Source organism: Aeromonas sp. s12 (assembly GCF_040907925.1).
Classification (GTDB): domain Bacteria; phylum Pseudomonadota; class Gammaproteobacteria; order Enterobacterales; family Aeromonadaceae; genus Aeromonas; species Aeromonas veronii.
The window spans coordinates 41,965-65,088 of record NZ_JBFOCT010000045.1 but is presented as its reverse complement, the minus strand read 5'-3'; the positions used below and the strand labels follow the sequence as shown (position 1 = coordinate 65,088).

Annotated in this window: 19 protein-coding genes, 8 tRNA genes and 1 pseudogene; 20 read left to right on the top strand and 8 right to left on the bottom strand. The window is 53.4% G+C overall.

Annotated features, from left to right (window positions below; all coding sequences use genetic code 11):
- The first annotated feature begins 84 nt into the window (after positions 1-84).
- Positions 85-1,089, top strand: a complete 1,005-nt coding sequence (locus AB5Y67_RS21505) for a glycosyl hydrolase 53 family protein (RefSeq protein ID WP_068982257.1) — start codon at positions 85-87, stop codon at positions 1,087-1,089.
- A gap of 365 nt (positions 1,090-1,454) precedes the next feature.
- Here AB5Y67_RS21505 and AB5Y67_RS21500 read toward each other — a convergent pair whose 3' ends face one another.
- Positions 1,455-2,741 carry a maltoporin gene (locus AB5Y67_RS21500; RefSeq protein ID WP_081326103.1) on the bottom strand — a complete coding sequence of 429 codons (1,287 nt, stop codon included), beginning with the start codon at positions 2,739-2,741 and terminating at the stop codon, positions 1,455-1,457.
- Positions 2,742-3,205: 464 nt separating this feature from the next.
- Positions 3,206-4,207, bottom strand: a complete 1,002-nt coding sequence (gene galR / locus AB5Y67_RS21495; RefSeq protein WP_100654392.1) for an HTH-type transcriptional regulator GalR — start codon at positions 4,205-4,207, stop codon at positions 3,206-3,208.
- Positions 4,208-4,519: 312 nt separating this feature from the next.
- On the opposite strand from galR, the gene galE reads away from it, so the two are divergent.
- The 3 genes from galE to galK are packed head-to-tail and all read left to right on the top strand — an operon-like array spanning position 4,520 to position 7,773.
- Positions 4,520-5,539 (top strand): UDP-glucose 4-epimerase GalE, encoded by a 1,020-nt coding sequence (gene galE, locus AB5Y67_RS21490; RefSeq protein WP_041215920.1) that lies wholly within the window; start codon positions 4,520-4,522, stop codon positions 5,537-5,539.
- A gap of 26 nt (positions 5,540-5,565) precedes the next feature.
- Positions 5,566-6,606 carry a galactose-1-phosphate uridylyltransferase gene (gene galT / locus AB5Y67_RS21485; protein WP_068982253.1) on the top strand — a complete coding sequence of 347 codons (1,041 nt, stop codon included), beginning with the start codon at positions 5,566-5,568 and terminating at the stop codon, positions 6,604-6,606.
- Positions 6,607-6,615: 9 nt separating this feature from the next.
- Positions 6,616-7,773, top strand: coding sequence for a galactokinase (gene galK / locus AB5Y67_RS21480; protein ID WP_068982252.1), 1,158 nt, complete (start codon positions 6,616-6,618; stop codon positions 7,771-7,773).
- A gap of 324 nt (positions 7,774-8,097) precedes the next feature.
- Here galK and AB5Y67_RS21475 read toward each other — a convergent pair.
- The 4 genes and pseudogenes from AB5Y67_RS21475 to AB5Y67_RS21460 all read right to left on the bottom strand — a co-directional run.
- Positions 8,098-8,325 (bottom strand): annotated as a pseudogene (locus AB5Y67_RS21475) (transposase); the annotation flags it as partial.
- Between the two features lie 60 nt (positions 8,326-8,385).
- Positions 8,386-8,904 carry a Fic family protein gene (locus tag AB5Y67_RS21470; protein WP_224969626.1) on the bottom strand — a complete coding sequence of 173 codons (519 nt, stop codon included), beginning with the start codon at positions 8,902-8,904 and terminating at the stop codon, positions 8,386-8,388.
- Between the two features lie 123 nt (positions 8,905-9,027).
- Positions 9,028-9,696: an inovirus-type Gp2 protein gene (locus tag AB5Y67_RS21465; RefSeq protein WP_162516195.1), complete on the bottom strand. Its 669-nt coding sequence runs from the start codon at positions 9,694-9,696 to the stop codon at positions 9,028-9,030.
- Between the two features lie 374 nt (positions 9,697-10,070).
- Positions 10,071-10,247: an AlpA family transcriptional regulator gene (locus AB5Y67_RS21460; RefSeq protein WP_068982116.1), complete on the bottom strand. Its 177-nt coding sequence runs from the start codon at positions 10,245-10,247 to the stop codon at positions 10,071-10,073.
- A gap of 806 nt (positions 10,248-11,053) precedes the next feature.
- On the opposite strand from AB5Y67_RS21460, the gene AB5Y67_RS21455 reads away from it, so the two are divergent.
- Complete coding sequence (locus AB5Y67_RS21455) at positions 11,054-12,028, top strand: hypothetical protein (protein ID WP_139118884.1); 975 nt, start codon at positions 11,054-11,056, stop codon at positions 12,026-12,028.
- A gap of 351 nt (positions 12,029-12,379) precedes the next feature.
- Here the strand turns inward: AB5Y67_RS21455 and AB5Y67_RS21450 are convergent, their stop codons facing one another.
- Complete coding sequence (locus tag AB5Y67_RS21450; protein ID WP_068982117.1) at positions 12,380-13,654, bottom strand: site-specific integrase; 1,275 nt, start codon at positions 13,652-13,654, stop codon at positions 12,380-12,382.
- A gap of 444 nt (positions 13,655-14,098) precedes the next feature.
- Here AB5Y67_RS21450 and AB5Y67_RS21445 point away from each other — a divergent pair.
- The 8 genes from AB5Y67_RS21445 to AB5Y67_RS21410 all read left to right on the top strand — a co-directional run bounded on the left by AB5Y67_RS21445 (position 14,099) and on the right by AB5Y67_RS21410 (position 14,903).
- Positions 14,099-14,175, top strand: a tRNA-Met gene (locus tag AB5Y67_RS21445).
- Positions 14,176-14,183: 8 nt separating this feature from the next.
- Positions 14,184-14,258: transfer RNA gene (locus tag AB5Y67_RS21440), tRNA-Gln, on the top strand.
- 45 nt (positions 14,259-14,303) lie between these two features.
- Positions 14,304-14,378: transfer RNA gene (locus AB5Y67_RS21435), tRNA-Gln, on the top strand.
- Positions 14,379-14,419: 41 nt separating this feature from the next.
- Positions 14,420-14,494, top strand: a tRNA-Gln gene (locus tag AB5Y67_RS21430).
- Positions 14,495-14,533: 39 nt separating this feature from the next.
- A tRNA-Met gene (locus AB5Y67_RS21425) sits at positions 14,534-14,610 on the top strand.
- A gap of 10 nt (positions 14,611-14,620) precedes the next feature.
- Positions 14,621-14,695, top strand: a tRNA-Gln gene (locus AB5Y67_RS21420).
- Positions 14,696-14,734: 39 nt separating this feature from the next.
- Positions 14,735-14,811, top strand: a tRNA-Met gene (locus AB5Y67_RS21415).
- An 8-nt stretch (positions 14,812-14,819) separates the two neighbouring features.
- Positions 14,820-14,903: transfer RNA gene (locus AB5Y67_RS21410), tRNA-Leu, on the top strand.
- A gap of 218 nt (positions 14,904-15,121) precedes the next feature.
- Here AB5Y67_RS21410 and AB5Y67_RS21405 read toward each other — a convergent pair.
- The gene (locus AB5Y67_RS21405; RefSeq protein ID WP_194495434.1) at positions 15,122-16,954 is read right to left on the bottom strand and encodes an SLC13 family permease; all 1,833 of its coding nucleotides are present in this window, start codon (positions 16,952-16,954) and stop codon (positions 15,122-15,124) included.
- Positions 16,955-17,217: 263 nt separating this feature from the next.
- Between AB5Y67_RS21405 and pnuC the strand changes: the two genes are divergently transcribed.
- The 7 genes from pnuC to AB5Y67_RS21370 all read left to right on the top strand — a co-directional run bounded on the left by pnuC (position 17,218) and on the right by AB5Y67_RS21370 (position 23,121).
- The gene (pnuC, locus tag AB5Y67_RS21400) at positions 17,218-17,934 is read left to right on the top strand and encodes a nicotinamide riboside transporter PnuC (protein ID WP_123172548.1); all 717 of its coding nucleotides are present in this window, start codon (positions 17,218-17,220) and stop codon (positions 17,932-17,934) included.
- A gap of 3 nt (positions 17,935-17,937) precedes the next feature.
- Positions 17,938-18,663 (top strand): nucleoside phosphorylase, encoded by a 726-nt coding sequence (locus tag AB5Y67_RS21395; protein ID WP_123172547.1) that lies wholly within the window; start codon positions 17,938-17,940, stop codon positions 18,661-18,663.
- 105 nt (positions 18,664-18,768) lie between these two features.
- Positions 18,769-19,440, top strand: coding sequence for a Crp/Fnr family transcriptional regulator (locus tag AB5Y67_RS21390; RefSeq protein WP_150389496.1), 672 nt, complete (start codon positions 18,769-18,771; stop codon positions 19,438-19,440).
- 42 nt (positions 19,441-19,482) lie between these two features.
- A complete protein-coding gene (gene yqfB / locus AB5Y67_RS21385; protein WP_150389497.1) occupies positions 19,483-19,809 on the top strand; it encodes a N(4)-acetylcytidine aminohydrolase in 327 nt (108 codons plus the stop codon).
- 87 nt (positions 19,810-19,896) lie between these two features.
- Entirely contained in the window at positions 19,897-20,817 is a 921-nt protein-coding gene (locus AB5Y67_RS21380; protein ID WP_110302570.1) for an alpha/beta hydrolase, read from the top strand.
- Between the two features lie 61 nt (positions 20,818-20,878).
- The gene (locus tag AB5Y67_RS21375; RefSeq protein ID WP_168769844.1) at positions 20,879-21,280 is read left to right on the top strand and encodes a DUF1622 domain-containing protein; all 402 of its coding nucleotides are present in this window, start codon (positions 20,879-20,881) and stop codon (positions 21,278-21,280) included.
- A gap of 200 nt (positions 21,281-21,480) precedes the next feature.
- Entirely contained in the window at positions 21,481-23,121 is a 1,641-nt protein-coding gene (locus AB5Y67_RS21370; protein WP_199427298.1) for an alpha-glucosidase, read from the top strand.
- Positions 23,122-23,124 lie beyond the last annotated feature (3 nt).

Genomic DNA, 23,124 nt, shown 5'->3' with positions numbered 1-23,124 from the left:
ATGGCGTCACACGGCGACGCCATCCCGGCGCGGGACTGCATCCCTGTCGCCACCCTACACACATCCAGACAGGAGATAACAACAATGAAGAGACATCTACTTACCACCATGCTGCTTGGCAGCGCCCTGCTGTTTCATGGCCAGGGAGAGGCCATGGTCAAGGGGGCTGACGTCAGCTGGCTGACCCAGATGGAGAACACCGGATACAAGTTCTATAACGACGCCGGCCAGCAGCAGGATCTGTTAAAAACCCTGAAAGAGCACGGTATGAACACCATCCGGCTCAGGGTATGGGTCAATCCTGCTGATGGCTGGAACAACATCAGTGACGTCATCGCCAAGGCCAAGCGGGCCAAGGCGGCCGGTTTCGATCTGCTGATTGACTTCCACTACAGCGACAGTTGGGCCGACCCTGGCAAGCAGACCAAGCCGGCGGCCTGGCAGAGCTACACCTTTGATCAGCTGATGTCGAACGTATGGTGGCACACCTACAACTCCCTGGTAGCCCTGAAAAACGCAGGCATCACCCCCAAGTGGGTACAGGTGGGCAACGAGACCAACAATGGCATGCTCTGGGAAGAGGGGCGCGCCTCGGTCAACATGAAGAACTTTGCCTGGCTCATCAACAGCGGTTATGACGCCGTCAAGGCGGTCAACAGTAGCACCAAGGTCATCGTCCACCTGGCCAACTGCGAGAACAACAGCCTCTATCGTTGGATGTTTGATGGCCTAAAGAACAACGGTGCCAAGTGGGATGTCATTGGTGCCTCCATCTACCCAACCCAGAGTGGCAACGGCGACTGGTTCACCCTCAACAACCTCTGCTACGACAACCTCTCCGATATGGTGACCCGCTATGGCAAGGAGGTGATGATTGTCGAGGTGGGCATGCCATGGGATGACCCGAAAAACAGTTACGACACCATTGCTGATCTACTCAATAAGATGACGTGGATCCCCGATAGCAAAGGGCTCGGAGTGCTCTACTGGGAACCACAAAGCTACAAGAACTGGCAGGGTTACAGCCTGGGGCTGATGGACAACAGCGGCAAACCCACCTATGCGCTGGATGCCTTCCTGTTGCAGTAAATATATAACGTTGCACAGAGGCGCAGTAGGTAGTGCGCCTTTTCATTCTGCCACCTGGACATGACTTCGCCCGTCTCTTCGCCCTTTATCACCAACGCATATCATCCCGCCACTTGCCTGCGCGTAATGACTCTGGATGCGGGTGGCAGCTCCACTAAGCAGAGTCGCTCGGGGCCCTCCGGTACCATCACCGAAAACATGACCACCCTCTCCCCGAGGCAAACAGACTCACCGACTGCAGCCTCCGTAGCCGGGACTCGCAACATCGGGCTCCCTAAGACGACGTCAGCACGACAAGGCGAGTCCTCAATGCAAAATAAAAAAGGGAGCCCAAGCGGGCTCCCTGTGGTGTAACGAGTCGGGTTTTACCACCAGGCTTCGGCCTGCACGCCGAAGTTCCAGGTATTATCATCCTCACCGCCGTTGAAGGATTTGCCTTCGCCATCTTTCAGATAGCTGGCAAAAACACGGATCTCCGGGCGGGCAAACATGCTGGGACCAGCTGACCAAGCTTGAGCCAAGGTATATTTTTGACCACTCGATTTCTCTTCAGAGCCGCTTGTCCAGGTCTTGGTGCTCTCATAAGTACCGGCTTCAACCAGCGTCTTCATGATGTCAGTCCACGCATAACCGCCTCGCGCGACAGCGCTGAACAGTTCGGTGTTGTCATGCCATGCTTCAAGTTTCTCACCCTTACCGTAAGTGAATACATGGTTCACACTGAATTTCTCTCCCATGGGAATGTCACCAGTCAGAATCACCCGGTATCCCTTGGCATCATCGGTCAGATGCCAAACATCATACCAACCGCCCCCTTGGGAGATCATGTTCTGGGCCAGCCCTTTGTCAGCATATTGCAGCACCAACTTCTCGTAGATGCGGCTATCGGCAAAATATTGACTCATTTCTGCGGTCAGCATGACACCATTTTTGGGATCATAGAGATTACCGGCCTTCTCCTGCTCATCGGTCGGATTGGGCATGGCATAGCTGACACCCGCTTCAGTCCAGGCCCCTTCCCAGGGAGCCCAGCCGGCATAGCGCAGGTCCAGGAAGTTAACGTTGAGGTCATTGTTAACAATCGAGTTATCGATATCGTTACCATCAGACCGGATCCACGCCAGTGAGAAGGCGCCTGGACCTGCCTTGAGGTTTTCAACACCGGCACCGGCTCCCGAGATATTCCAGTATTTGGTATCGATGATGTGAAGGTCGTGACGCTGATAGAAGCGCTTGCCAGCCCAAACCACGGCATCGGGCGCAGCGGAAATCAGCCCCTTGGCCTTAACATTGAATTGGCGCAGGGCAAATGTTGCATCATCCTTGCACTCCTTTTGATCGAAGTTACACACAGTGGTGGTACTTTCATAGTCATTGGAGCCATCGCTCTGCATGCTGAACATGCTGTCTACATAGAAAGTCTTGCCATCCTTGTTGTAAACCTCCTGACCAATACCAATTTCGGTATAGGTATCGCTTTCGTTACCCAGACGACCGACAAAGTTCTGTCGACCGGTTTGCATATCACCGTCTTGGGACACACCTACGCCAGAGCGGAAATAGCCTGTAAAATCAACAGCATTAGCATTCAATGCAGTCATTGACAGAGCGAGGGCAACGGATGTCGTCAGTAGTTTCACTTTCATAGTTATTCCTTTATTCCACTGTTGCATTGTTATCTTGATGAACCGCTTACCAACCCATAGGGAAAGCGCTTTCACTGTCCGATGGAGATTATAGGAATAACTGTGCCATCATTGACATGACAAAACTCACAAAACTGTAATTATTACATAAACACTGCTATAAAAACGCTTGATAAAGCCACAAGGCAAACTCAAGCAATTGAAATTAAAGGGGTATTTGATAACAAATCATGTGTTATCGATTACACTCGTAATGGTAATATCTACACCTGAGAACCATGACTCGACCAGACTCATCGCAGCAGACATGACCTCCTCGTGCAGGGCATAGGAAGGCACCGTGAGACCTTCCCGACCCCACAGGAGTGAGCGACAAAAGAGAGAGGAAGAAGATGAGGCACTAAAAAGGCAAGGCCCCTGACGGGTAACCTTGCCTGATGGCCGATGAATTCAGGTTGCCAAATCGTCGATCAATCGATACTGCGGACTGAATGACGGCGTACCAGAGTCGGGCTGAACATATGTGTCGTCTGGGGCAAGGGCCCACCTTTTGCCAGAGCAATGGCCAGCTCGGCGGCCTGGGTCGCCATGGCGATGATGGGATAACGCACCGTAGTCAGACGAGGGCGCAAGTAGCGGGATATCAGTACATCATCAAACCCCACCAGAGATAGCTCCTGGGGAACCTCGACCCCGTTGTCGCTAAGCACGGACAAAGCTCCTGCCGCCATCGAATCGTTATAACAGACGACCGCCGTCATCTGTTGCCCCCGGCTCAACAACTCAGTCATCGCGGCTTCACCTCCCAGCTCATCCGGACTGCCACGGGAGATCAGGCGCTCATCGACCGGGATATTGTGCTCTTGCAGCGCATCCAGATACCCCTGCATGCGATCCTGAGAGTCAGAGATCAGATGATTTGAACACAGAAACCCTATCTTCTTGTGCCCTTCCTGGATCAGGTGACGAGTTGCAAGCCAGGAACCATAGCGATCGTCCAGCGCCACACAACGGGACTCGAACCCTGGAACGATACGGTTGATTAGCACCATGCCGGGAACATAGCTCATCATCTGGATCAGCTCTTCATCTGGCAGCATTTTGGCATGAACCACCAAGCCAGAGCAGCGATGCCCTATCAACTGCTCTATTACGTGCTTCTCTTTGGCTGCGTCGTGGTAGCCATTTCCGATGAGCAGAAAATTCCCCGTAGCCTGCGCCACCTGCTCAACTGCTTTAACCATGGTGCCAAAGAAGGGGTCAGACACATCGGCAACAATCAACCCCAGCGTTTCGTTGTTCTGATGGGCCAAGGCTCTCGCATTCGCGTTGGGGTGGTAGTTGAGTTCATGCATCGCCTTGAAGACGGCATCGCGTGACGCCTGACTTGCCTTTGGCGAATTATTGATGACACGTGAGACTGTGGCGACGGATACGCCTGACAGGAGTGCTACATCTTTGATGGTTGCCATGAATTAGCTTTTCCGGTGAACGGTATAAATAAAAACCAGTGCTTTATAGGGTCAAGATACTACCGACATTTCCAATACCTGACACGGCTTTCATGTCAAAAGCGGGAGCATTCTATCAATACGAGCGTCTCGCTGTGTAATCCATTTACATACACCCTTATCCATTCTCATGCTCATCGCGGTGAAAAATGTGACAAAAATCACATCAAATGGAGATGCATCTTCCAGGACCTTGTTCACAAGCGCAGAATAAGGGAAAGCGATTACACCAAATAAAACCCAATGAAAACGAGCACCAAGGAGCGATTAATGTTGAAGATACTCGTGACAGGTGGAACTGGTTACATAGGTAGTCATACCTGCTTGCAGCTTATCGCTGCCGGGATGACCCCCATCTTGTTGGACAATCTGGTTAACAGCAAAGAGAGCGTCCTCGAACGTATCCACAGCCTCAGCGGACTGCGCCCCCAGCACTATCACGGTGATGTGCGGGATGCCGACCTGCTGGATCGTGTGTTTGCAGACCAGCAGATAGATGCCGTGATCCATTTCGCAGGCCTCAAGGCCGTAGGGGAATCGGTACAAAAGCCTCTCGAGTACTATGACAACAATGTCAGCGGCACCCTGGTGTTGCTGCAGGCAATGCGACGCGCCGGGGTCAAGACCCTGCTGTTCAGCTCATCTGCCACCGTCTATGGCGAGCCGGAGATCATGCCCATCACCGAGGAGTCGCCCACCTTTCACGCCACCAACCCTTATGGTCAAAGCAAGCTGATGGTGGAGCGCCTCATCAAGGACTTTGCACACTCAGCCCCCGACTGGTCATTGACCCTGTTGCGCTATTTCAATCCGGTGGGCGCCCATCCCAGCGGCCTGATGGGCGAGGATCCCCAGGGCATTCCCAATAACCTGATGCCCTATATTGCCCAGGTGGCAGTGGGCCGCCGTGCCAAACTCGCCATCTTTGGTGATGACTACCCGACACCAGATGGTACCGGTGTGCGGGATTACATTCATGTCATGGATCTAGCCGATGGCCACGTCGCAGCCTTGAAACATGCGCTTGGGCAAGCTGGCGTCCATGTGTACAACCTGGGCACTGGGCATGGCTACAGTGTCCTGGACATTCATGCCGCCTTCTCCAAGGCCTGTGGCCGCGAACTGCCTTATGAGATCGTGCCGCGCCGCGCTGGGGACATAGCACAGTGTTGGGCAGATCCAACACGAGCCTATAACGAGCTGGGGTGGAAGGCTTATCGCACGCTTGATGAGATGACGGCTGATACCTGGCGCTGGCAATCCCAAAATCCAAACGGTTACCCCCTTCCATGAATGTACAGAACGAGACAGGCCTTCCTATGCAATTTGAACCAACCGATCACCCCCACCGTCGTTACAACCCATTGATCCAGCAGTGGGTTCTAGTTTCTCCCCACAGGGCGAAGCGCCCTTGGCAGGGGCAGCAGGATGAACCTGATCGCACCCAGCGATCCATTCACGATCCGGATTGCTTCCTCTGCGCCGGCAACACTCGCGTCACTGGTGACAAAAATCCGGATTATCCGTCGACCTTCGTTTTTACCAACGACTTTGCGGCACTGATGGTTGATACACCTATGGCCCCAACCAGCGAGGACCCCCTCTTCCAGCTAGAGAGTGCACGCGGCACCAGCAGGGTAATCTGCTTCTCACCGGATCACAGCAAGACCTTGCCCGAGTTGTCTATCCCCTCCCTCACTGCCGTGGTCAACACCTGGTGTGAACAAACTGCAGAGCTGGGGCGCGAATACCGCTGGATCCAAGTATTCGAAAACAAGGGCACCATGATGGGGTGCTCCAATCCCCATCCCCATGGGCAGATATGGGCCAACGACTTCTTGCCCAACGAAGCCGCGCGGGAAGATGTCGCCCAACGGGAGTATTTTGCCAAACATGGTCGAGCCATGTTGCTCGATTATGCGGAACGCGAGCAGGCTGACGGCAGCCGCACCGTAGTGGAAACGGAACACTGGCTGGCAGTAGTGCCTTATTGGGCTGCCTGGCCCTTCGAAACCCTGTTGCTTCCAAAGTTTGCGGTAACACGTCTACCGACACTGACACCGCAACAGCGTGCAGACCTCGCACTGGCGCTCAAAAAACTAACCAGCCGCTATGACAACCTGTTTCAGTGCTCCTTCCCCTATTCGATGGGATGGCATGGTGCGCCATTCAATGGCGAAGAGAATGATCACTGGCAGTTGCATGCCCACTTCTACCCGCCCCTGCTGCGCTCTGCGAGCGTACGCAAGTTTATGGTGGGCTATGAAATGCTGGCAGAAACACAACGTGACCTGACGGCAGAACAGGCGGCCGAACGCCTGCGTTCCGTCAGCGATATCCATTTTCGTGAACAGGTTTGAGGTTGAGATATGAGTATTGAATCGCCACACAGCGTGACTGAACATACCTTTTACACTCAGTATGGTTATCGCCCGACCCTCGCCATTCAGGCACCTGGGCGTGTTAACCTCATTGGGGAACACACGGACTATAACGATGGCTTCGTGCTACCCTGCGCCATCGATTATCAGACCGTGATCAGTGCTGCCCCCCGCCAAGATAGTCTGATCAGGGTTATCGCTGCCGACTATCACAACCAACTGGATGAATTTGACTTACGCCACCCCATAGAGGCGCGCCCGGAATACCTGTGGGCCAACTATGTGCGAGGCGTCGTCAAATATTTGCTATTGCGAGGCTGTCAACTGACAGGGGCAGACCTGGTAATCAGTGGCAATGTACCTCAGGGAGCAGGCCTGAGCTCTTCCGCCTCTCTGGAAGTGGCAGTAGGACAGATCTTCAAAGAGATGAATCACCTCGACATCAGCCAAGCAGATATCGCCCTGAATGGACAACTGGCGGAAAACAGGTTCGTCGGTTGCAACTGCGGCATCATGGATCAGTTCATCTCGGCTCTGGGTCAGCAAGATCATGCTCTGCTGATCGATTGCCGCAGTCTGGATACCTGTCCTGTGAGCATGCCAGCCGACATTGATGTGGTCATCATCAACTCGAACGTACGTCGGGGCCTGGTGGATAGCGAATACAATACCCGCAGGGCACAGTGTGAAGAGGCCGCACGGCATTTTGGGGTCAAGGCACTGCGCGATCTGACGATGACCCAGTTCACCGAGCGAGCCAACGAACTGGATCCTGTCGTCGCGAGCCGTGCACGCCACGTCATCTCCGAGAATGAACGAACGCTGGCAGCAGCCGATGCGCTTGCGAATGAAGACATGGTCATGATGGCCGAATTAATGGCGCTGTCCCATGCCTCGATGCGTGATGATTTTGCCATCACAGTGCCTGCTATCGACGCCTTGGTCGACATGATCAAAGAGATCATCGGCAGTCGTGGTGGTGTGAGGATGACTGGTGGCGGGTTTGGTGGCTGTGTGGTTGCATTGGTTCCACAGTCACTGACAGCAGCAGTGTGCGAACAGGTTAATATTCGTTATCCCCAAGTGAGCGGTCTGGCCCCGAGCATCTATATCTGTAAGCCCTCCGCCGGAGCCGGCCCACTCTGATATGTTCGCTGACACCTCAATATTGTAGTGGTCACGTATTTCCAGACTGGTCATGGTATAGCCGCCCTGCTAGACGGTGAACGCTCGACTTAGTTGAGTTAAACAACGCTCTCTGTGAGCAGCTGTGGTTAACATGTAGATAATACAATTGAACCAAACTTCAGACATGTGTTATCGCAATGAGCCTAACTCAGGGACTGCTTCGGCAGTCCCCTTTTTCTTTGCTGTAAATGTTCGTTTCATTCAACAATCCTCCGCAACTGCATGTTTTCACATGGTCGCCGCACACCCGATTGAATCCCACCTCTTTTAAGATGTTGCGCTCTCCTCGGTTAATTGACGCAGATCGGTTTTCAAGCAGTGTATCTCGGCTTGCAAGGCAGACTCATCGTGTTGCTGCTCTGCAGGCTTGCCGTACTGCTTGAGCTAGGCATACAGAATGTGGCTGGATACCCCAAGGGCTCGTGCAACGTCAGCCACAGGCATCTCACGCTCAGTAACTTGTTTAACAGCTTCGATTTTGAAAGTTTCTGGATAACGCTGACGGACCATGGCACCTCCAATGCTGGCCTCATTTTAAGGCAGTTAGGTCTCTAGGGAACTAGGGGCAATTCACACCGACCAAACCCCTTTATATGGCAGCGGATGAGCCTCGTTCTCAGCCAGCCAAGTCAATAGCGGTCCCATCAGACGAGGGACCTGGTTCGCAGGGGGAGCCATATGCACTAACTGCTCGCCTCGATAGATACCTACGCCACCGCTACGCCAGTGACCCGCATCATCGCAGAGTCCACGCATCAGGAGTCCGTGAGCACCAAGTAAATCTTCCGCTAAAGCAGGATCCCAATCAGGCATTGCTTCATAGGCCGCAAACGCATTACGGACCTCTTGGATTTCCCGTGGAAGCCCAAGCACCGTCTTCCCCTCAATCACTGCCGTCACCTGCTCGACACTCAGGGTATTGTGCTCTATAGCCAAGGAGGCTTGGATAGTGCGGATCCGGTTCTCTCGACGCAGCATCGGCACCTGAGAACTCTGAGCAAACCGCCACTGCCCCACCAACTCGGCGATCTCCGCCACTCGACTCAACATGGCATGGGTCAGGGTGAAGGGAGGGGAATAGGCTGCCATGGGTTACTCCAACTGATGCGATAACAAATGAGGGTTAGCTTAACAGATCCGGGAGCAGAAACTCCCGGATCAGATGCCATCTAAAACTGCAGTAAAAGTCTTTTTATCAACACCAATAAGCCTTCAAAGGTTACTCCCCCCGAAACACTGATATCCCTCTCCACGGCGCTTCGATTCCTTTTTGGCAAGGTAGGCCGCATGGAGCAGCACTTTTTTTATAGCCACAGGATCATCTGAAAAAACTTCGTGCTGTCCCTCCTCTGAAAGTTCAACTAACCCTCGCCTCCTGCAAAAATCAATTGATACATCCGCCTCAAAGACAGCTCGATGCCAAGCCACTCTAAGCTTGTTTGCCAGATTCATATTCTCAGACTTAAATCTCCCCAGAGAGCAATAGGCATCCCCATTTAAGAAAAACATCAAGTGATAGTGAGGAACGACAGCCTCTGCTGTTTGCTCCCTCGCCCAAACATATCTGATTGCTGTTTTGCGAACCCTTTTTCCATTTGTAGCTTGGGACAGCTGATCCAGAACAAACAGTTTTTCAAGCTCCGCAAAGAATGCTTTCAGCACAGCGCCATGATAACGTGAACTACCTTCTGATAGCATCCTGGTAAACAAATTATCAGGGAAGCGAAGGTCAACTCTAAAAGCAAATACCCTAGAGTATTGCGCAAAAGCATGATGCATCACAGCAACAATTTTACTGAGGTTATCCTTATCGAAAGTATATCCATTTTTCTGATAGTGGCGTTCAGCCGCCACTCGATACTCATTAAGAGTGTTAAACATATTAAACTCCATAGATAGAAGGAGGGCCACATTCTGAGAATGTATGCCGACGTTAGAATTAAGGTAGCAGTTTGCAAGTGTGCACTAGCACACTTTCATTGAAGGTTTGAAACGGTGCTATCAACTTAGCGATATAATGGATTATGGATTTCGGTATGTTGATGGTTACGACATCCACATGTTTGTACTGTCGATCTGCATACTGTGTATGCAGTTTTATTCGGTATTTATTTTCACTCCTTATTTATATATTACTATTGCCGACACCAAAGCATTGAATATCAAACCAACCAAATAACTCTGGTCCCTGATAGGACAAGACTTCTAGCCTGAGCAACGAGCTAATTTATTTCAATTACTCGCCAGAAATTACCCTAACGAAGATTTCTTTTCTCTTCAATCCATGACTCTATTTCAGAGCTAACCCAAGCAACAGATCTTGGACCTATCTTCACTGATGCTGGAAATTTCCCGTCATTCATCTGACGGTAAACTGATGCCTTAGAGAGTGATGTCATTGCGATGACATCTTTCAACTTAAGTAGTTTCATGATGAGCTCCTTTGTCGTCCATAGGACGTGGTGCTCGTGTAAAAATATAGCGGAACAGAAAACGTAAACCCCATATCTCTTGATCAAATTCCGTTACCAAAGAGAGAATTTAAAAAGCACAGGTCTACGTCTCATTAGCAAATCTGAGGCACCAACTTGAGGAGCTAAGCTAAATAACTGCTCCTAATAGTGCTACACCTCACTGTTTCATAGCTATTACCAGGGAGAGACGATGCGGTATACATGAAGAGTTTCACTCGAACCAGCAGGCTAGCCATTCCTCTGCATTGGTGATTGCGTGTGATGGTTTCATGTAACTTGTGCTATGTATTCAACGTTAACGCTCCAGATATCATTCCCCAACATTCCCCAACATTCCCCAGCTGAAGGCATCTCTTTATGATCCTCGCAGAGGATCAAGAGCCCAATTATTGGTACAGACATTCGATTACCTAGCGGCTGTATTTTAGCAAGTCCAGTGCGCCTATCATTAACGTCCGGCTCAAATCGTGGGTAACCCTCTACCAGACCACTGCGATGACCAATAGAGTGCCCATCAACTTGTCCGTTGATAGAGATTCCTGCCATACCCCCCCACACAGTGGGCCTTCACTACCTTCAACGAAGCCAGAGAACGTAGGCTCATAGTGGACAAAAGTACATTAACACTGCCCTGTAAAATGGAAAACAAAGCGACACAAAGACATTGCAAACCACTCTAAAATAAGTTAGAAAACAACAATAAAACAACTAAAAACAACAATAAAATCACTTAGTAATGAATTCTATTCGGAACTGATATTGTTATGGCAAAAATATATGATGGTACTGGTTTAGAAATACCGAACACTATCTCTTTATCCAAAAGAGAAAGGGAGTTCGCCCTCAGATTATTAAATAAAGACACATCCTTATCAGTAAGTGATGAGGAGATAATTAGCCACCTATCCAATAACAGCAGCATCCTTATAAAAAGAAATAATTGTGGACTTGGCTCTCCGCTTATAAGTTTTGAGGGGAAAGTTACCCCACGAGAATTAATAATAAGCAGCATTAAATCTGAATGTATAAACGAAACAAATTTCAGCTGGATAGATACAAAAAATGATCGTTTGTGCAATTATGTATGGTCATACATACGCTCTTTAACTACATTCTCTTTTATGTCACCTTCGACTATGGATGTAGGCGTCAGAATAGATGGTGCATTTGAAGTGACTCGCAGTATTCATCCATATAACATCTGGAATATTGACCCTTGCCCAATTAATAACATCAGCAAAAAAAACTGCATAATCTCGTTTTTTGATATACTCAATACGACTAGCGAACAAAAAATAAAAGATATTACTTATTTAAAAACTAAATGGCAAATTGCAAGTCAAAAAGTTGATGTAAAGTTATGGATGGATAAATGTGATGATAAATGGGCATGGAGTTATTTGTTTGAAAATATAAAAACAGGAAGTAATAGACCTCCGATATGGTTCATCAACAGGGATAATTCGTCGACAATCAAAGATTGTATTATTACACTATTTGACCTACTAAATGAAATACCACCAGCCAGAGAACTGATTCTTAGGAAAATGAAATCGGCTTGGTCACAAAAATCTTTTCGAGACAAAAACAATGGGAAAAGAGCGGTTAGTGTTGTCTTGCCAGAAAAGATAATTAGCATGCTAGACGATATTTGCATAAAAACTGACAGAAGAAAAAATGAAGTAATAATTAGACTGATACAAGAAGAATATGAACAAATAAAAAAAGGCGGACACTAGTCCGCCTTTTTAAAATCTATAGACACTAAACTTTACAGCGACCATGAACTCGATATGCATCCTTTTAAGATAAAATGATGAGTTCAATTTACCTTCCACTCTCCAACCTGATAGCTCAGAACAAGGTAGTTATTGAAAACATGATCAAGTAGCAACAGACTGTCATTCAGGTGTACTCAGATCTCTGTCTCATCAGAGGGTTACTCTTAGGGAAAAATCATGTAGATTGAACACATCTAACTCACCTAAATACTTTAACAATAAAAATTCAAACGCCTTAATAAACTCATCACTAAGGATAAGGTTCAAAAATATCAATATGGCATGTAGCAAACGCTTAACTCGCTACTATTAATTACGACCTCGAAAATCAAATGAAATAACGTTAACTGGATTGTATTGCGCTGGTTTTATTAAAGTGCAGACAAAGTCCCCCCACTGCTCAAACAATCTAGTTACCTGTTCAGCCCTTTTACCTGCTTGGTAGGTGGCAACAAGACGATCACGTTTACTATGATTAAGTGCCAGTTCAATAACACTTTCGTTTGCATCTAAATATTCAGCACAACAACTGGCAAAAGTACGGCGTAAATCGTGAACGGTAAATGCCTCACTTTGTGGCATAGTGAGTGCTCTCACTTTATTAAGCACCCAGCGTAAGGCATTTCCATCAATATGGCCCTGTCCCGCATCATGTTCACGAATGGCTTCGAAGACCCAAGAACTACCTCTGCTGATAGCTCTCTGAGAGGCGATCACATCAAAAGCCAATGGATGAAGAGTTATTGTATGCTCTTTGCCATTCTTAGCATTACTGGCTGGAATGACCCACTTATTGCCAATAATCTGATCCCACGTCATGGATGTCGCCTCCCCACGTCGTGCCCCTGTCAACAAGATCAAGCGCAAGCAGTTAACCTGCGCCGGATGATAGCCTCCCTCATTTAACCCAAGCCAAAAGGCTGCAATCTCTTCACGACAAAGCCAGCGTTGACGAGGAGGTGGTGCCTCAGCCCCAATTGTTGATGGCTTAATGGTTCGAGCTGGATTTAGTTCGAGCAATTCAAGGTTTACAGCATGATCTAGCATCTGAGCACAGATAGTCAGTGCCTTTCGTGCAGCCTGTATACTGCGCCCTCGTACCTTAGATAAGTGAGCAAACAACACTGCTCGCGTCACATCCTTCAGTAACAGACTACCAATGGCTTTGCTTATATATAGTCGGTGAGTATGACGGTAGGCTTCAACGGTAGATGCTCGGGCAGGCTTGGCAACTTGCTTCCACTCCAACCACTCTTCAAAAAACGCATCAAATGTCGGCATAGCAGACCGCTTCACTTTGGATGCTTTGGCAACAGCAGCAGGATCTTCTCCTGCCTTAACCAAAGCGACAGCCTTACCGTGCTCAACCCGCGCAGTCGCCAAGCTCATGGCTGGGTAAGAGCCCAATGTGAGTTTTCGGGCCTTATTATTGATACGATAACGGTAAAGCCATGTTTTAGAGCGCCCACCACTGCGAACCTCGATACACAACCCACCACCAGCACCACTAGCAACAGCAACCACCTGCCGTTGGCCATCCTCCGCCTTCAAATTGGCGATTTCCCGATCTGTCTTAAGCGCCACCCTAGCCCCCTTTGTTCAAGCTGTGTACACAATAGCATTTTGAGTACACAACTGCGTACACAAAATACCTGGCTACCAGTGATTCCACCTGAAACGTAGTGAGACAAAAAAACCTTTAATCCTTTGATAACAAAGATCTTAAATTTAAAAATGAGACTTCACGACACCCATGGAGACTCACTAAAGACCAACTTCCTGTTCAACGTCTAATCCCATGACAGGCCAGCATTTGCTGGCCTGTTTTTTATCTGCCATTGCCCGGGCAATAATGGCAATGTCTTAAAAAAAAGCAGATTGTTGGGCTTTTGCGCAACAGAGACCAATAACTGGTCAAACGCACTCAAATTGCGTTTTTCTGGCAAAAAAAGGGTTGACGCCCCAGAGCCAGATACGCATAATTCGGCCCGCACGGTGACGAGGTAACGACTCACCGGAAGCAAGGTTGGCTATGTAGCTCAGTTGGTTAGAGCATCGCACTCATAATGCGGGGGTCACAGGTTCGAATCCCGTCATAGCCACCATCTCTAGTTGGGGTATCGCCAAGCGGTAAGGCAGCGGGTTTTGATCTCGCCATCCCTAGGTTCGAATCCTAGTACCCCAGCCATTTTTAAAAGTTCTTTGCCAGTCTGCGACTGTTGAGGAACGCTGTTGGGGTATCGCCAAGCGGTAAGGCAGCGGGTTTTGATCTCGCCATCCCTAGGTTCGAATCCTAGTACCCCAGCCATTTTTGAAAGGTGTTTGATAGTTTCTGTCAGGCATCACTGTTGGGGTATCGCCAAGCGGTAAGGCAGCGGGTTTTGATCTCGCCATCCCTAGGTTCGAATCCTAGTACCCCAGCCATTTTTCTGTTCTCTTCCACATCAGTGGTTGATAACAAACGGCTATGTAGCTCAGTTGGTTAGAGCATCGCACTCATAATGCGGGGGTCACAGGTTCGAATCCCGTCATAGCCACCATTATTTCTGTTGGGGTATCGCCAAGCGGTAAGGCAGCGGGTTTTGATCTCGCCATCCCTAGGTTCGAATCCTAGTACCCCAGCCATTTTTCTGTTCTCTTCCACATCAGTGGTCGATAACAAACGGCTATGTAGCTCAGTTGGTTAGAGCATCGCACTCATAATGCGGGGGTCACAGGTTCGAATCCCGTCATAGCCACCATTAATATTGCGGAAGTGGCGAAATTGGTAGACGCACCAGATTTAGGTTCTGGCGCCCTAGGCGTGAGAGTTCGAGTCTCTCCTTCCGCACCATTAATAGAAGTACCAAACAGACCAGCTCACGCTGGTTTTTTTGTATCTGAAATTTGCCTCTCCCCAGTTTTTCTCTCGCTCCTCTATTAACCCAGCTCCACGTTAATTCCCGTCCACATCACTCTTCACTGATTCCGAGCACGCCTTGCCACTCTTGTCTCCCGGCCATAAAAAAGCGGCCCGCAGGCCGCTGGTGCACACATTCATCATCCCGGTTATCAGAACGGGAAGAACCAGGGGATCGCTACCACGCTCACCGCCATCACCAACAGGGTGAATGGCACCCCGATACGGATAAAATCGGCAAACTTGTAGTTGCCCGGCCCCAGTACCAGGGTATTCACCGGTGACGAGACCGGCGTCATAAAAGCGGCCGAGGCGGCAATGGCAATGGTCATGGCAAACGGATAGGGTGATACCCCCATCTGTTGCGCCGTGCCGAGCGCAATGGGTGCCATCAGCACAGCAGTCGCGGTGTTGGAGATAAAGAGCCCGATCACCGCGCAGAGGGCAAACAGGCTGGCCAGCATGACCCGCGGCCCCATCTCCCCTACCGCATTGATCAGGCCACCGACGATCAGATCCACCCCGCCGGTTTTTTGCAGCGCCAGCGCGAAGGGGAGCATGCCGACGATGAGGATCAGGGTCGGCCAGTGGATCGACTTGTAGGCACTTTCCATATCGATGCAGCGAAACTTGCCCATCAGCAGACAGGCGATCAGCGCGGCAATCACGTTGGGCACCGGATCGGTCACCATCAGCAGGATCATCACTCCAAGACAGAAGAGGGCATGAATGGCCTGACTGCGGGCGGGGGCCATCTCGTCCACCTCGGCGGGCAGCCCCATAAGCAGAAAGTCGCGGCTATGGGTCTGCAACTGTCTGATGTGGCTCCAATTCCCTACCACCAGCAGGGTGTCGCCCATCTGCAGCGGCTCATCCACCAGCTTGCCTGCCAGTGCCTCACCATCGCGGCGCAGCCCCACCACGCTCAGGCCATAGCTGGAGCGGAAGGTCACCTCACGCACGCTTTTACCCAGCAGCTTGGACTCGGGGATCAGCGACACCTCGGCCATCCCCACCTCCCGCGCCTGATCGGAGAAATACTCCCCGCGCAGGATCATGGGTTCGAGCCGCGCCTCGGTGCAAAACGCCCGCACATCCACCTCGGGGTCTGACATGTCGATCAGCAGAACATCCTTGGCCTGAAATTCACTGATCCCCGACACCGGCACCATCACCCGGCGAAACTTGCGCCAGCGCTCCACCCCGATGACGTGGGCACCATAACGGGCGCGCAGTTGCAGCTCGTCCAGGGTGTGACCAATCAGCGGGGAATCCGGCCGCAGCGCCAGACGGCGGGCCCGACCGGCCAATCGGTAGTCTCGGATCAGATCGCGCAGGGTGCGGCGCCCGGTCGGCTTGCCCTTGCCCTCTTCCCCTTCACCCACCAAGGAGCCGCGCACCAGCAGCATGTAGAGGATGCCCAGCCCCAGGATCAGCAGGCCCATGGGGGTGAAATCGAAGAACCCGAAACCATGTATGCCGTGGCGCATCAGCTCGCTGTTGACCACCATGTTGGGGGGCGTCGCCACCAGCGTCATCATGCCGCTGATCAGCCCGGCAAAACCGAGGGGCATCATCAGGCGACCGGCCGGGATCCCCATCCGGTTCGCCACGCTCAGCACCACCGGGATAAAGATGGCCACCACCCCAGTGCTGCTCATCACAGCCCCCAGACTCGCCACCGCCACCATCAGCAGCACCAGCAGCTTGGTCTCGCTGCTACCCGCCACCTTCACCAATGCATCCCCCACCTGATAGGCGATGCCGGTGCGCACCAACCCCTCCCCGACAACAAACAGGGCGGCTATCAGAATGACGTTGGGATCGCTAAAGCCCGCCAGTGCCTCCGGCAGGGTGAGGGTGCCGCTCAGCACAAACAAGATGACCACGCCCAGGGCGACCACGTCCATGCGCACCTTGTTGGTCATGAAGAGATAGATGGCGCCAGCCAGCAGACAGAGCACCCAGACAAGCTCGGAATTCAATGCAACCTCCTTTTATCACGTGATTCTCCTCCCGGAGAGTGGACTCTATCAGACCACAGCCACGGCGCTATCATCTTGCTACATATCAATAAAGTCCGGCCCGCCGGGGCCCCATAACCCATCACTGCTGGAATAACCGGGCAGCAGCGGCGATTTCTTTGATATGGGCCAAGCCCGGGGCGGACAAAAGTCCTGCCCCTCCTCCCCCTCACCCCTTAGAATGGCGCCCTCGCATACTAACCCTCATGCCCAAGGATCAGAAAATGAGCATATTCGAGCTGTTCAGCATCAATAACACGCTAGTGACCATACCGCTGGGTGGCGGCTATGCCATGTCATGGATTGAAGCCATCGGCACCCTGTTTGGTCTGGCCTGTATCTGGTTCGCCAGTCAGGAGAAAACCATCAACTACCTGTTTGGCCTGATCAACGTCAGCCTGTTTGCCATCATCTTCTTCCAGATCCAGCTCTACGGACTGTTGATGCTGCAGCTGTTCTTCTTCTGCGCCAACGTCTACGGCTGGTACGCCTGGACCCGCCCGGCCAACGATCAGGGGGATACCCTGCAGATCCGCTGGCTCAGCAAATCCAAACTGATGGTGACCGCCGCCGTGAGCGTGCTGGCCATCGCCCTGCTGACCCGCTACATCGACCCGGTCTTCGCCACTCTGGCGCGCACCTCGGTCTCCCTGCTCAACCTGTTGGGTGCCAACCTTGCCATCCCCGAGCCCTCACCCGATGCCTTCCCCTTCTGGGATGCCAGCATGACGGTGCTCTCGGTGGTCGCCCAGATCCTGATGACCCGCAAATACGTGGAGAACTGGATCCTCTGGGTCGTCATCAACATCATCAGCATCGGTGTCTATGCCGCGCAGGGCGTCTACGCCATGTCGCTCGAATACCTGATCCTGCTGTTTATCGCCGCCAACGGCACTCGCCTCTGGGTGATTGCCGCCAAGCGCCAGCCACAAGGTCTGTAAGCCATGAGTCTGTTACCCCATCTCCAGTGCCGCCCCGACCAGATTGCCGAGCGGGTGGTACTGTGCGGCGACCCGGCCCGGGTCGATCGCATCGCCAGCCAGCTTGAAGAGTGTGAGGTGCTGGGGCAAAACCGGGAGTTTCGCCTCATCAACGGCCGCTATCAGGGGCTGCCCATCACGGTCTGCAGCACCGGCATTGGCGGTGCCTCGGCCATCATAGCGCTGGAGGAGCTGGTGCAAGCCGGCGCCCGCTCGCTTATTCGGGTCGGCTCCGCCGGTGCCCTGCAGCACGACATCGGGCTCGGCGACCTTATCGTGGTGGAAGGGGCGGTTCGCAATGAGGGGGCCTCACAGGCCTATCTGCCCGCCGAGTACCCCGCCTGCGCCGACATCTGGCTGCAAGCGGCCCTGCTCAACCATGTGGCCACTAGCAGCCAGCCTCATTGGCACGGGCTGGTACGCTCCCACGACAGCTTCTATCGAGATGACGAGCAGGAGGTGTGCCGCTACTGGCATGCCCGTGGCGTACTGGGCGCTGACATGGAGACCGCCTCCCTGCTGACCGTGGGTCGCCTGCGCAAGGTACGGGTCGCCGCCGTGCTCTGCAACGTAGTGCTGTTCGAGCAGGATGTGCAGCAAGGGGTAGCGGATTACGCCAGCGCCGAACAGGCGATGATGGCCGGTGAGCAGCACGCCATCGCGGCTGCCCTCTACGCCCTGGTGCAATAAACCGTAAACCGTTAACTGCGGCACATCCGCTACCGTGCGGGCTGGTATCCGGCCCGCACTCTTGCTAGCCTCATGGCCCTCGTCATCCGGTGCGACAGGCAAGTCATGCAGCAACAGCCCTACCCCCTCGGCCGTTTTCACGCCGAACTCCAGCAGCTTGAACCCCGCTTTGCCGCGGCGCTCGACGCCTGCACCCTGTTTCTGCGCCGTTACCTGCCGGGCGAATTGATCATGCGGCAGGGGGAGCAGAGCGAGCAGCTCTATCTGGTCGAACATGGTCGGGTCTCCCTCAATAGCGCCGTCCACTCGGGCCGCATCTTCCAGCTCGGCGAGATTGAGTGTCACAGCCAGATCTTCGGCGAGATGGAGTTCTTCAGCGCCACCCCGGTGCAGTGGAACGTGGTGGCCGAGACCGAGCTGGATGCCAGGGTCATCTGCGCCGACAAGCTGGCCCAGCGGCTGCTGGCAGAACCCGAGTTGACCCTCTTTTTCGCCGCCGCACTCGCCAGCGACTATCTCGATACGCTGGAGATCACCACCAGCCGACTGCTCCACCCCATCGCCTACAACATCGCCTATGAGCTATGGCGTGAGCGCCAGCGCACTCCGATGCTGGGATCGCGCAAGCGGGCCCACGAGGCAGCGCGCTTCGGCACAACAGAGCGGGTCTACCGCCGCGCCCTCAAGGAGCTGGTCGAACAGGGCATAGTTGCCGACGGCAGCGATGGCCCCGTTATCGCCAATCTGGCCAAGCTGCGCGCCTATCTCGATCTTTGATTTCCATTCACCTCATTTCGATTCACCCAGTCAGGAGTCACCATGTCTGCTCATTCCTATCCCGAATTCACCTTCTTCAGCCGCTTCGTTGCCGACATCCAGGCGGGCCGCAAGACCATCACCATCCGCGACGAGAGCGAGGCCGACTGGCAGCCCGGCCAACGTCTGGCGCTGTTCACCAACCCTGAACACCAGCCCTTTGGCACCATAGAGGTGCTCTCGGTCAAGGCGGTCACCTTCGATGAACTGAATGACGAGCATGCCCGTCAGGAGAACATGACCCTCCCCGAGCTTAAAGATGTGATCCGCGACATCTACCCCGATCTGCCGCCGCTCTATGTGATTGAATTCCAGCTGCTTGAAGCCTGATTTTGTGAGCTGCCTCAGCTAACGCCGGTTGCGCTCTTTTGCTAAAAGCGCAAAATAACTGTTTTTATATACAGTTATTGGTGCGTTATGGATACACAACTTGAACCGGCCATTGCGGCCATGGTGGCAGAATTCATTGCCGCAGGCCGCCCCAAGGCGAGCAGCCTGAGCTGGCAGGAGCGGCGTGAAGGCTATCTTGCTTCAGCCATATTGGGTGGTGAACATGAGGAGGTTGGCGCTGTCGAAGAGTGGCAACATGGCCATTATTCCGTTCGCCTCTATCAACCAGCACCAACCTCAAGTGCAAGCCATCCGGCCCTGATCTACTTTCATGGCGGCTGTTTTGTCAGTGGCGAGTTCGACACTCACGACCGCCAGATGCGCATGCTGTGCAATCGCGCCGAGGCACTGGTGTTCGCGGTACATACCCGCCTTGCCCCTGAACACACCTATCCTGCAGCACACGACGACGCACTGGCTGCTACGCTCGCCATCATGGCCGATGTGGAGAAATGGCATGGGGATCCGGCAAGGATTGCCCTTGCGGGCGACAGTGCCGGCGGCCACCTCGCCCTGATCACCACCTTGCGACTCAAGGAGCAAGGCGCACCCTTGCCTGCAGCCCAACTGCTCATCTATCCGATGCTCGATGCTGCGGGCGACAGTGACAGCTATCGGCATCTAGGGGATGACTACCTCATCACCCGCGACATGCTGTTAAGCGGTTTTCACGCCTATCTGGGGGAGCAGCCCGCCACTCACCCCGAAGCAAGTCCGCTCCATCATCCAGCCCTGTCAGGATTACCGCCGACCCATATCGTAACGGCGGAATATGATCCGCTGCGCGATGAGGGGGAAGCCTTCTATCGCAAACTGCTGCAAGCCGGTGTCACGGCTACCTGTCAGCGGCAACTGGGCGTTATACACGGCTTCTTCCAACTGGCCGGAGTCAGCCCCGCGGCGCGTCAGCTCATTGAACAGCTCTCACTGCTTATCAGGAGACTCTGATTTGGCCTTTGCCGAGCGATGTGTTAATAGTGTCCTCTTTTGAATCAGGGAGGTGACCCGAGTGTTTGATATAGCGAGCCTGAGAGAAGGGATGATGCACGGGGTCGAGCTGTTCCAGCTGCTGCTGGAGATCATCTCCATCGCCTGTGTGGTAATAGGGCTTGGCAAGACCCTCTGGCTGGCGGCAAGAGTGCGAGATCACCAGCCCGGCTTTCCGCGCATTCGCCTCTGTTTTGGCAGCTGGCTCATTCTGGCGCTGGAGTTCCAGCTCGCCGCCGACATCCTGGCCACCACGGTCGCACCGAGCAAGGAGGAGCTGATCCGCCTCGCCATCATCGCGGTGATCCGCACCTTCCTGAACTACTTCCTCGGCAAGGAGCTGGAAGCACAAGCGGAGCGCCAACAAGAGAAGGCAGAACGCCAGCAGGAGCAGCGCAGCGAGCAGGCCAAGGCTGCTCAATAACCTGTATTCCTGCAGAGTATCAGCGCTAAGTGCCGTGTCATCCCGACCATTGCCGTGGCCCGGGATGGCACCTTTGTGACCCTCCCCTCACTTTTGGCAATCAGCCAACTATGGAACCCTTTTCAAGGCTTCCCCTGCCCTGTCGAGGGCCCGCGCATCTGCGTAAGATAGAAATAACTCCTCCCCAACCGGCCACGCTGATGAACCCGCATCCCCTCCACACGCCCGATATCGATCTCGAGAGCTGCGTTATTTACCAGATCTACCCCATGAGCTTTCAGGACAGCGATGGCGACGGCATGGGCGATATCAACGGCATCCGTCAGCGCCTCGGTTATCTGGCCACCCTGGGGGTCGATATGCTCTGGCTCACCCCCATCTATCGCTCCCCCAAGCGGGACAACGGCTATGATGTGGCGGACTACCGTGCCATCGACCCCGCCTTCGGCACTCTGGCCGAGATGGAGCTGCTTATAGCCGAAGCGGCCGCTCACGGCATCGGCATCATGATGGATATCGTCGCCAACCACACCTCCACCGAGCACGAGTGGTTTATAAAGGCACTGGCCGGGGATCCCCGTTATCAGGGTTATTACGTATTCCGGGATCAAGCCTTTGTCGATGCCCACCCGGTTACCTCGATTTTTGGCGGCAGCGGCTGGCAGTATGTGCCAGCGCTTGATCGCTACTACCTGCACAACTTCGACGCGAGTCAGGCCGATCTGGACTGGGACAACCCGGCGGTGCGGGCCGAGATGGCAGAGGTGATCAACTTCTGGCTGGGCAAAGGGATCAAGGGATTTCGCTTCGATGTGATCGACATGGTGAGCAAGGAGTGGGACCGACTGGCCATGAGCAACGGCCCGCGCCTGCACGACTATATCCGCGAGCTCAATGCCGCAAGCTTCGGCGGCAAGGGGATCATCACGGTGGGGGAAACCTGGGGAGCCGATCTTGCCCATATGCAGAACTATTCGAACCACGACGGCAGCGAGTTCAGCATGGTGTTCAACTTCGAGCATCTGGGGCTGGGCAGTGACAAGTGGTCATCCCGCTTTGATCCCCTCGCCTTCAAGCGAGCCATGGCCCGCCACCAGCAAGGGCTGCACGGTCAGGGCTGGAACAGCCTGTTTCTCGGCAACCACGACCTGCCCCGCGCCGTCTCCCGCTTTGGCGATGACAGGCCAAAGTGGCGGGAAACCAGCGCCAAGCTGTGGGCCATGGTGCTGCATATGATGCAGGGCACTCCCTTCATCTATCAGGGGGAGGAGCTGGCTATGACCAACCGCCACTGGCAGCCGGGCGAGCTGCGCGATGTGGAGGCCATCAACTATCGCGTCAGCCAGTCAGGGCTGGATCCTGCCGAGCTGAGTCGGCGGCTCGATACCATCGGCCGCGACAATGCCCGCCCCCCGATGCAGTGGGACGCTGGCCCCCACGCCGGTTTCAGCACCACCACGCCCTGGATTGCCATCAATGCCAACCACGTCGAGATAAATGCTGACGAGCAGCTGGCCCGCCCCGACTCGCCGTTTCACTGCTATCGCCAGCTCATCGCCCTGCGCAAGGCTCACCCTGTCGTTCGCCACGGCAATTTCGAGCTGCTGGATGGGGATGATCCCGAGCGCATCAGCTATCGCCGCCACTGGCAGGATCCGGCCAGCGGAGAGCGGCACACCCTGCTGCTGCTCGCCAATCTCACGGCGAACCCCTTGCCGATGCCCCACTTCGACAAGGTGACACACAAGATGCGGTTGCTGCTGGCCAATTACCCAAGCGAACCACTGCCACTCTTCGCCCCTTATCAGTGCGCCATCTGGCTGCAAGTGGATCAGGGTTAACCC

Coding starts and splice junctions, on each gene's coding strand:
- AB5Y67_RS21505 (WP_068982257.1), top strand. CDS start 85: ATGAAGAGACATCTACTTACCACCATGCTGCTTGGCAGCGCCCTGCTG.
- galR (WP_100654392.1), bottom strand. CDS start 4,207: ATGGCAACCATCAAAGATGTAGCACTCCTGTCAGGCGTATCCGTCGCC.
- galT (WP_068982253.1), top strand. CDS start 5,566: ATGCAATTTGAACCAACCGATCACCCCCACCGTCGTTACAACCCATTG.
- galK (WP_068982252.1), top strand. CDS start 6,616: ATGAGTATTGAATCGCCACACAGCGTGACTGAACATACCTTTTACACT.
- AB5Y67_RS21470 (WP_224969626.1), bottom strand. CDS start 8,904: ATGGCAGCCTATTCCCCTCCCTTCACCCTGACCCATGCCATGTTGAGT.
- AB5Y67_RS21465 (WP_162516195.1), bottom strand. CDS start 9,696: ATGTTTAACACTCTTAATGAGTATCGAGTGGCGGCTGAACGCCACTAT.
- AB5Y67_RS21460 (WP_068982116.1), bottom strand. CDS start 10,247: ATGAAACTACTTAAGTTGAAAGATGTCATCGCAATGACATCACTCTCT.
- AB5Y67_RS21455 (WP_139118884.1), top strand. CDS start 11,054: ATGGCAAAAATATATGATGGTACTGGTTTAGAAATACCGAACACTATC.
- pnuC (WP_123172548.1), top strand. CDS start 17,218: ATGAGCATATTCGAGCTGTTCAGCATCAATAACACGCTAGTGACCATA.
- AB5Y67_RS21395 (WP_123172547.1), top strand. CDS start 17,938: ATGAGTCTGTTACCCCATCTCCAGTGCCGCCCCGACCAGATTGCCGAG.
- AB5Y67_RS21390 (WP_150389496.1), top strand. CDS start 18,769: ATGCAGCAACAGCCCTACCCCCTCGGCCGTTTTCACGCCGAACTCCAG.
- yqfB (WP_150389497.1), top strand. CDS start 19,483: ATGTCTGCTCATTCCTATCCCGAATTCACCTTCTTCAGCCGCTTCGTT.
- AB5Y67_RS21380 (WP_110302570.1), top strand. CDS start 19,897: ATGGATACACAACTTGAACCGGCCATTGCGGCCATGGTGGCAGAATTC.
- AB5Y67_RS21370 (WP_199427298.1), top strand. CDS start 21,481: ATGAACCCGCATCCCCTCCACACGCCCGATATCGATCTCGAGAGCTGC.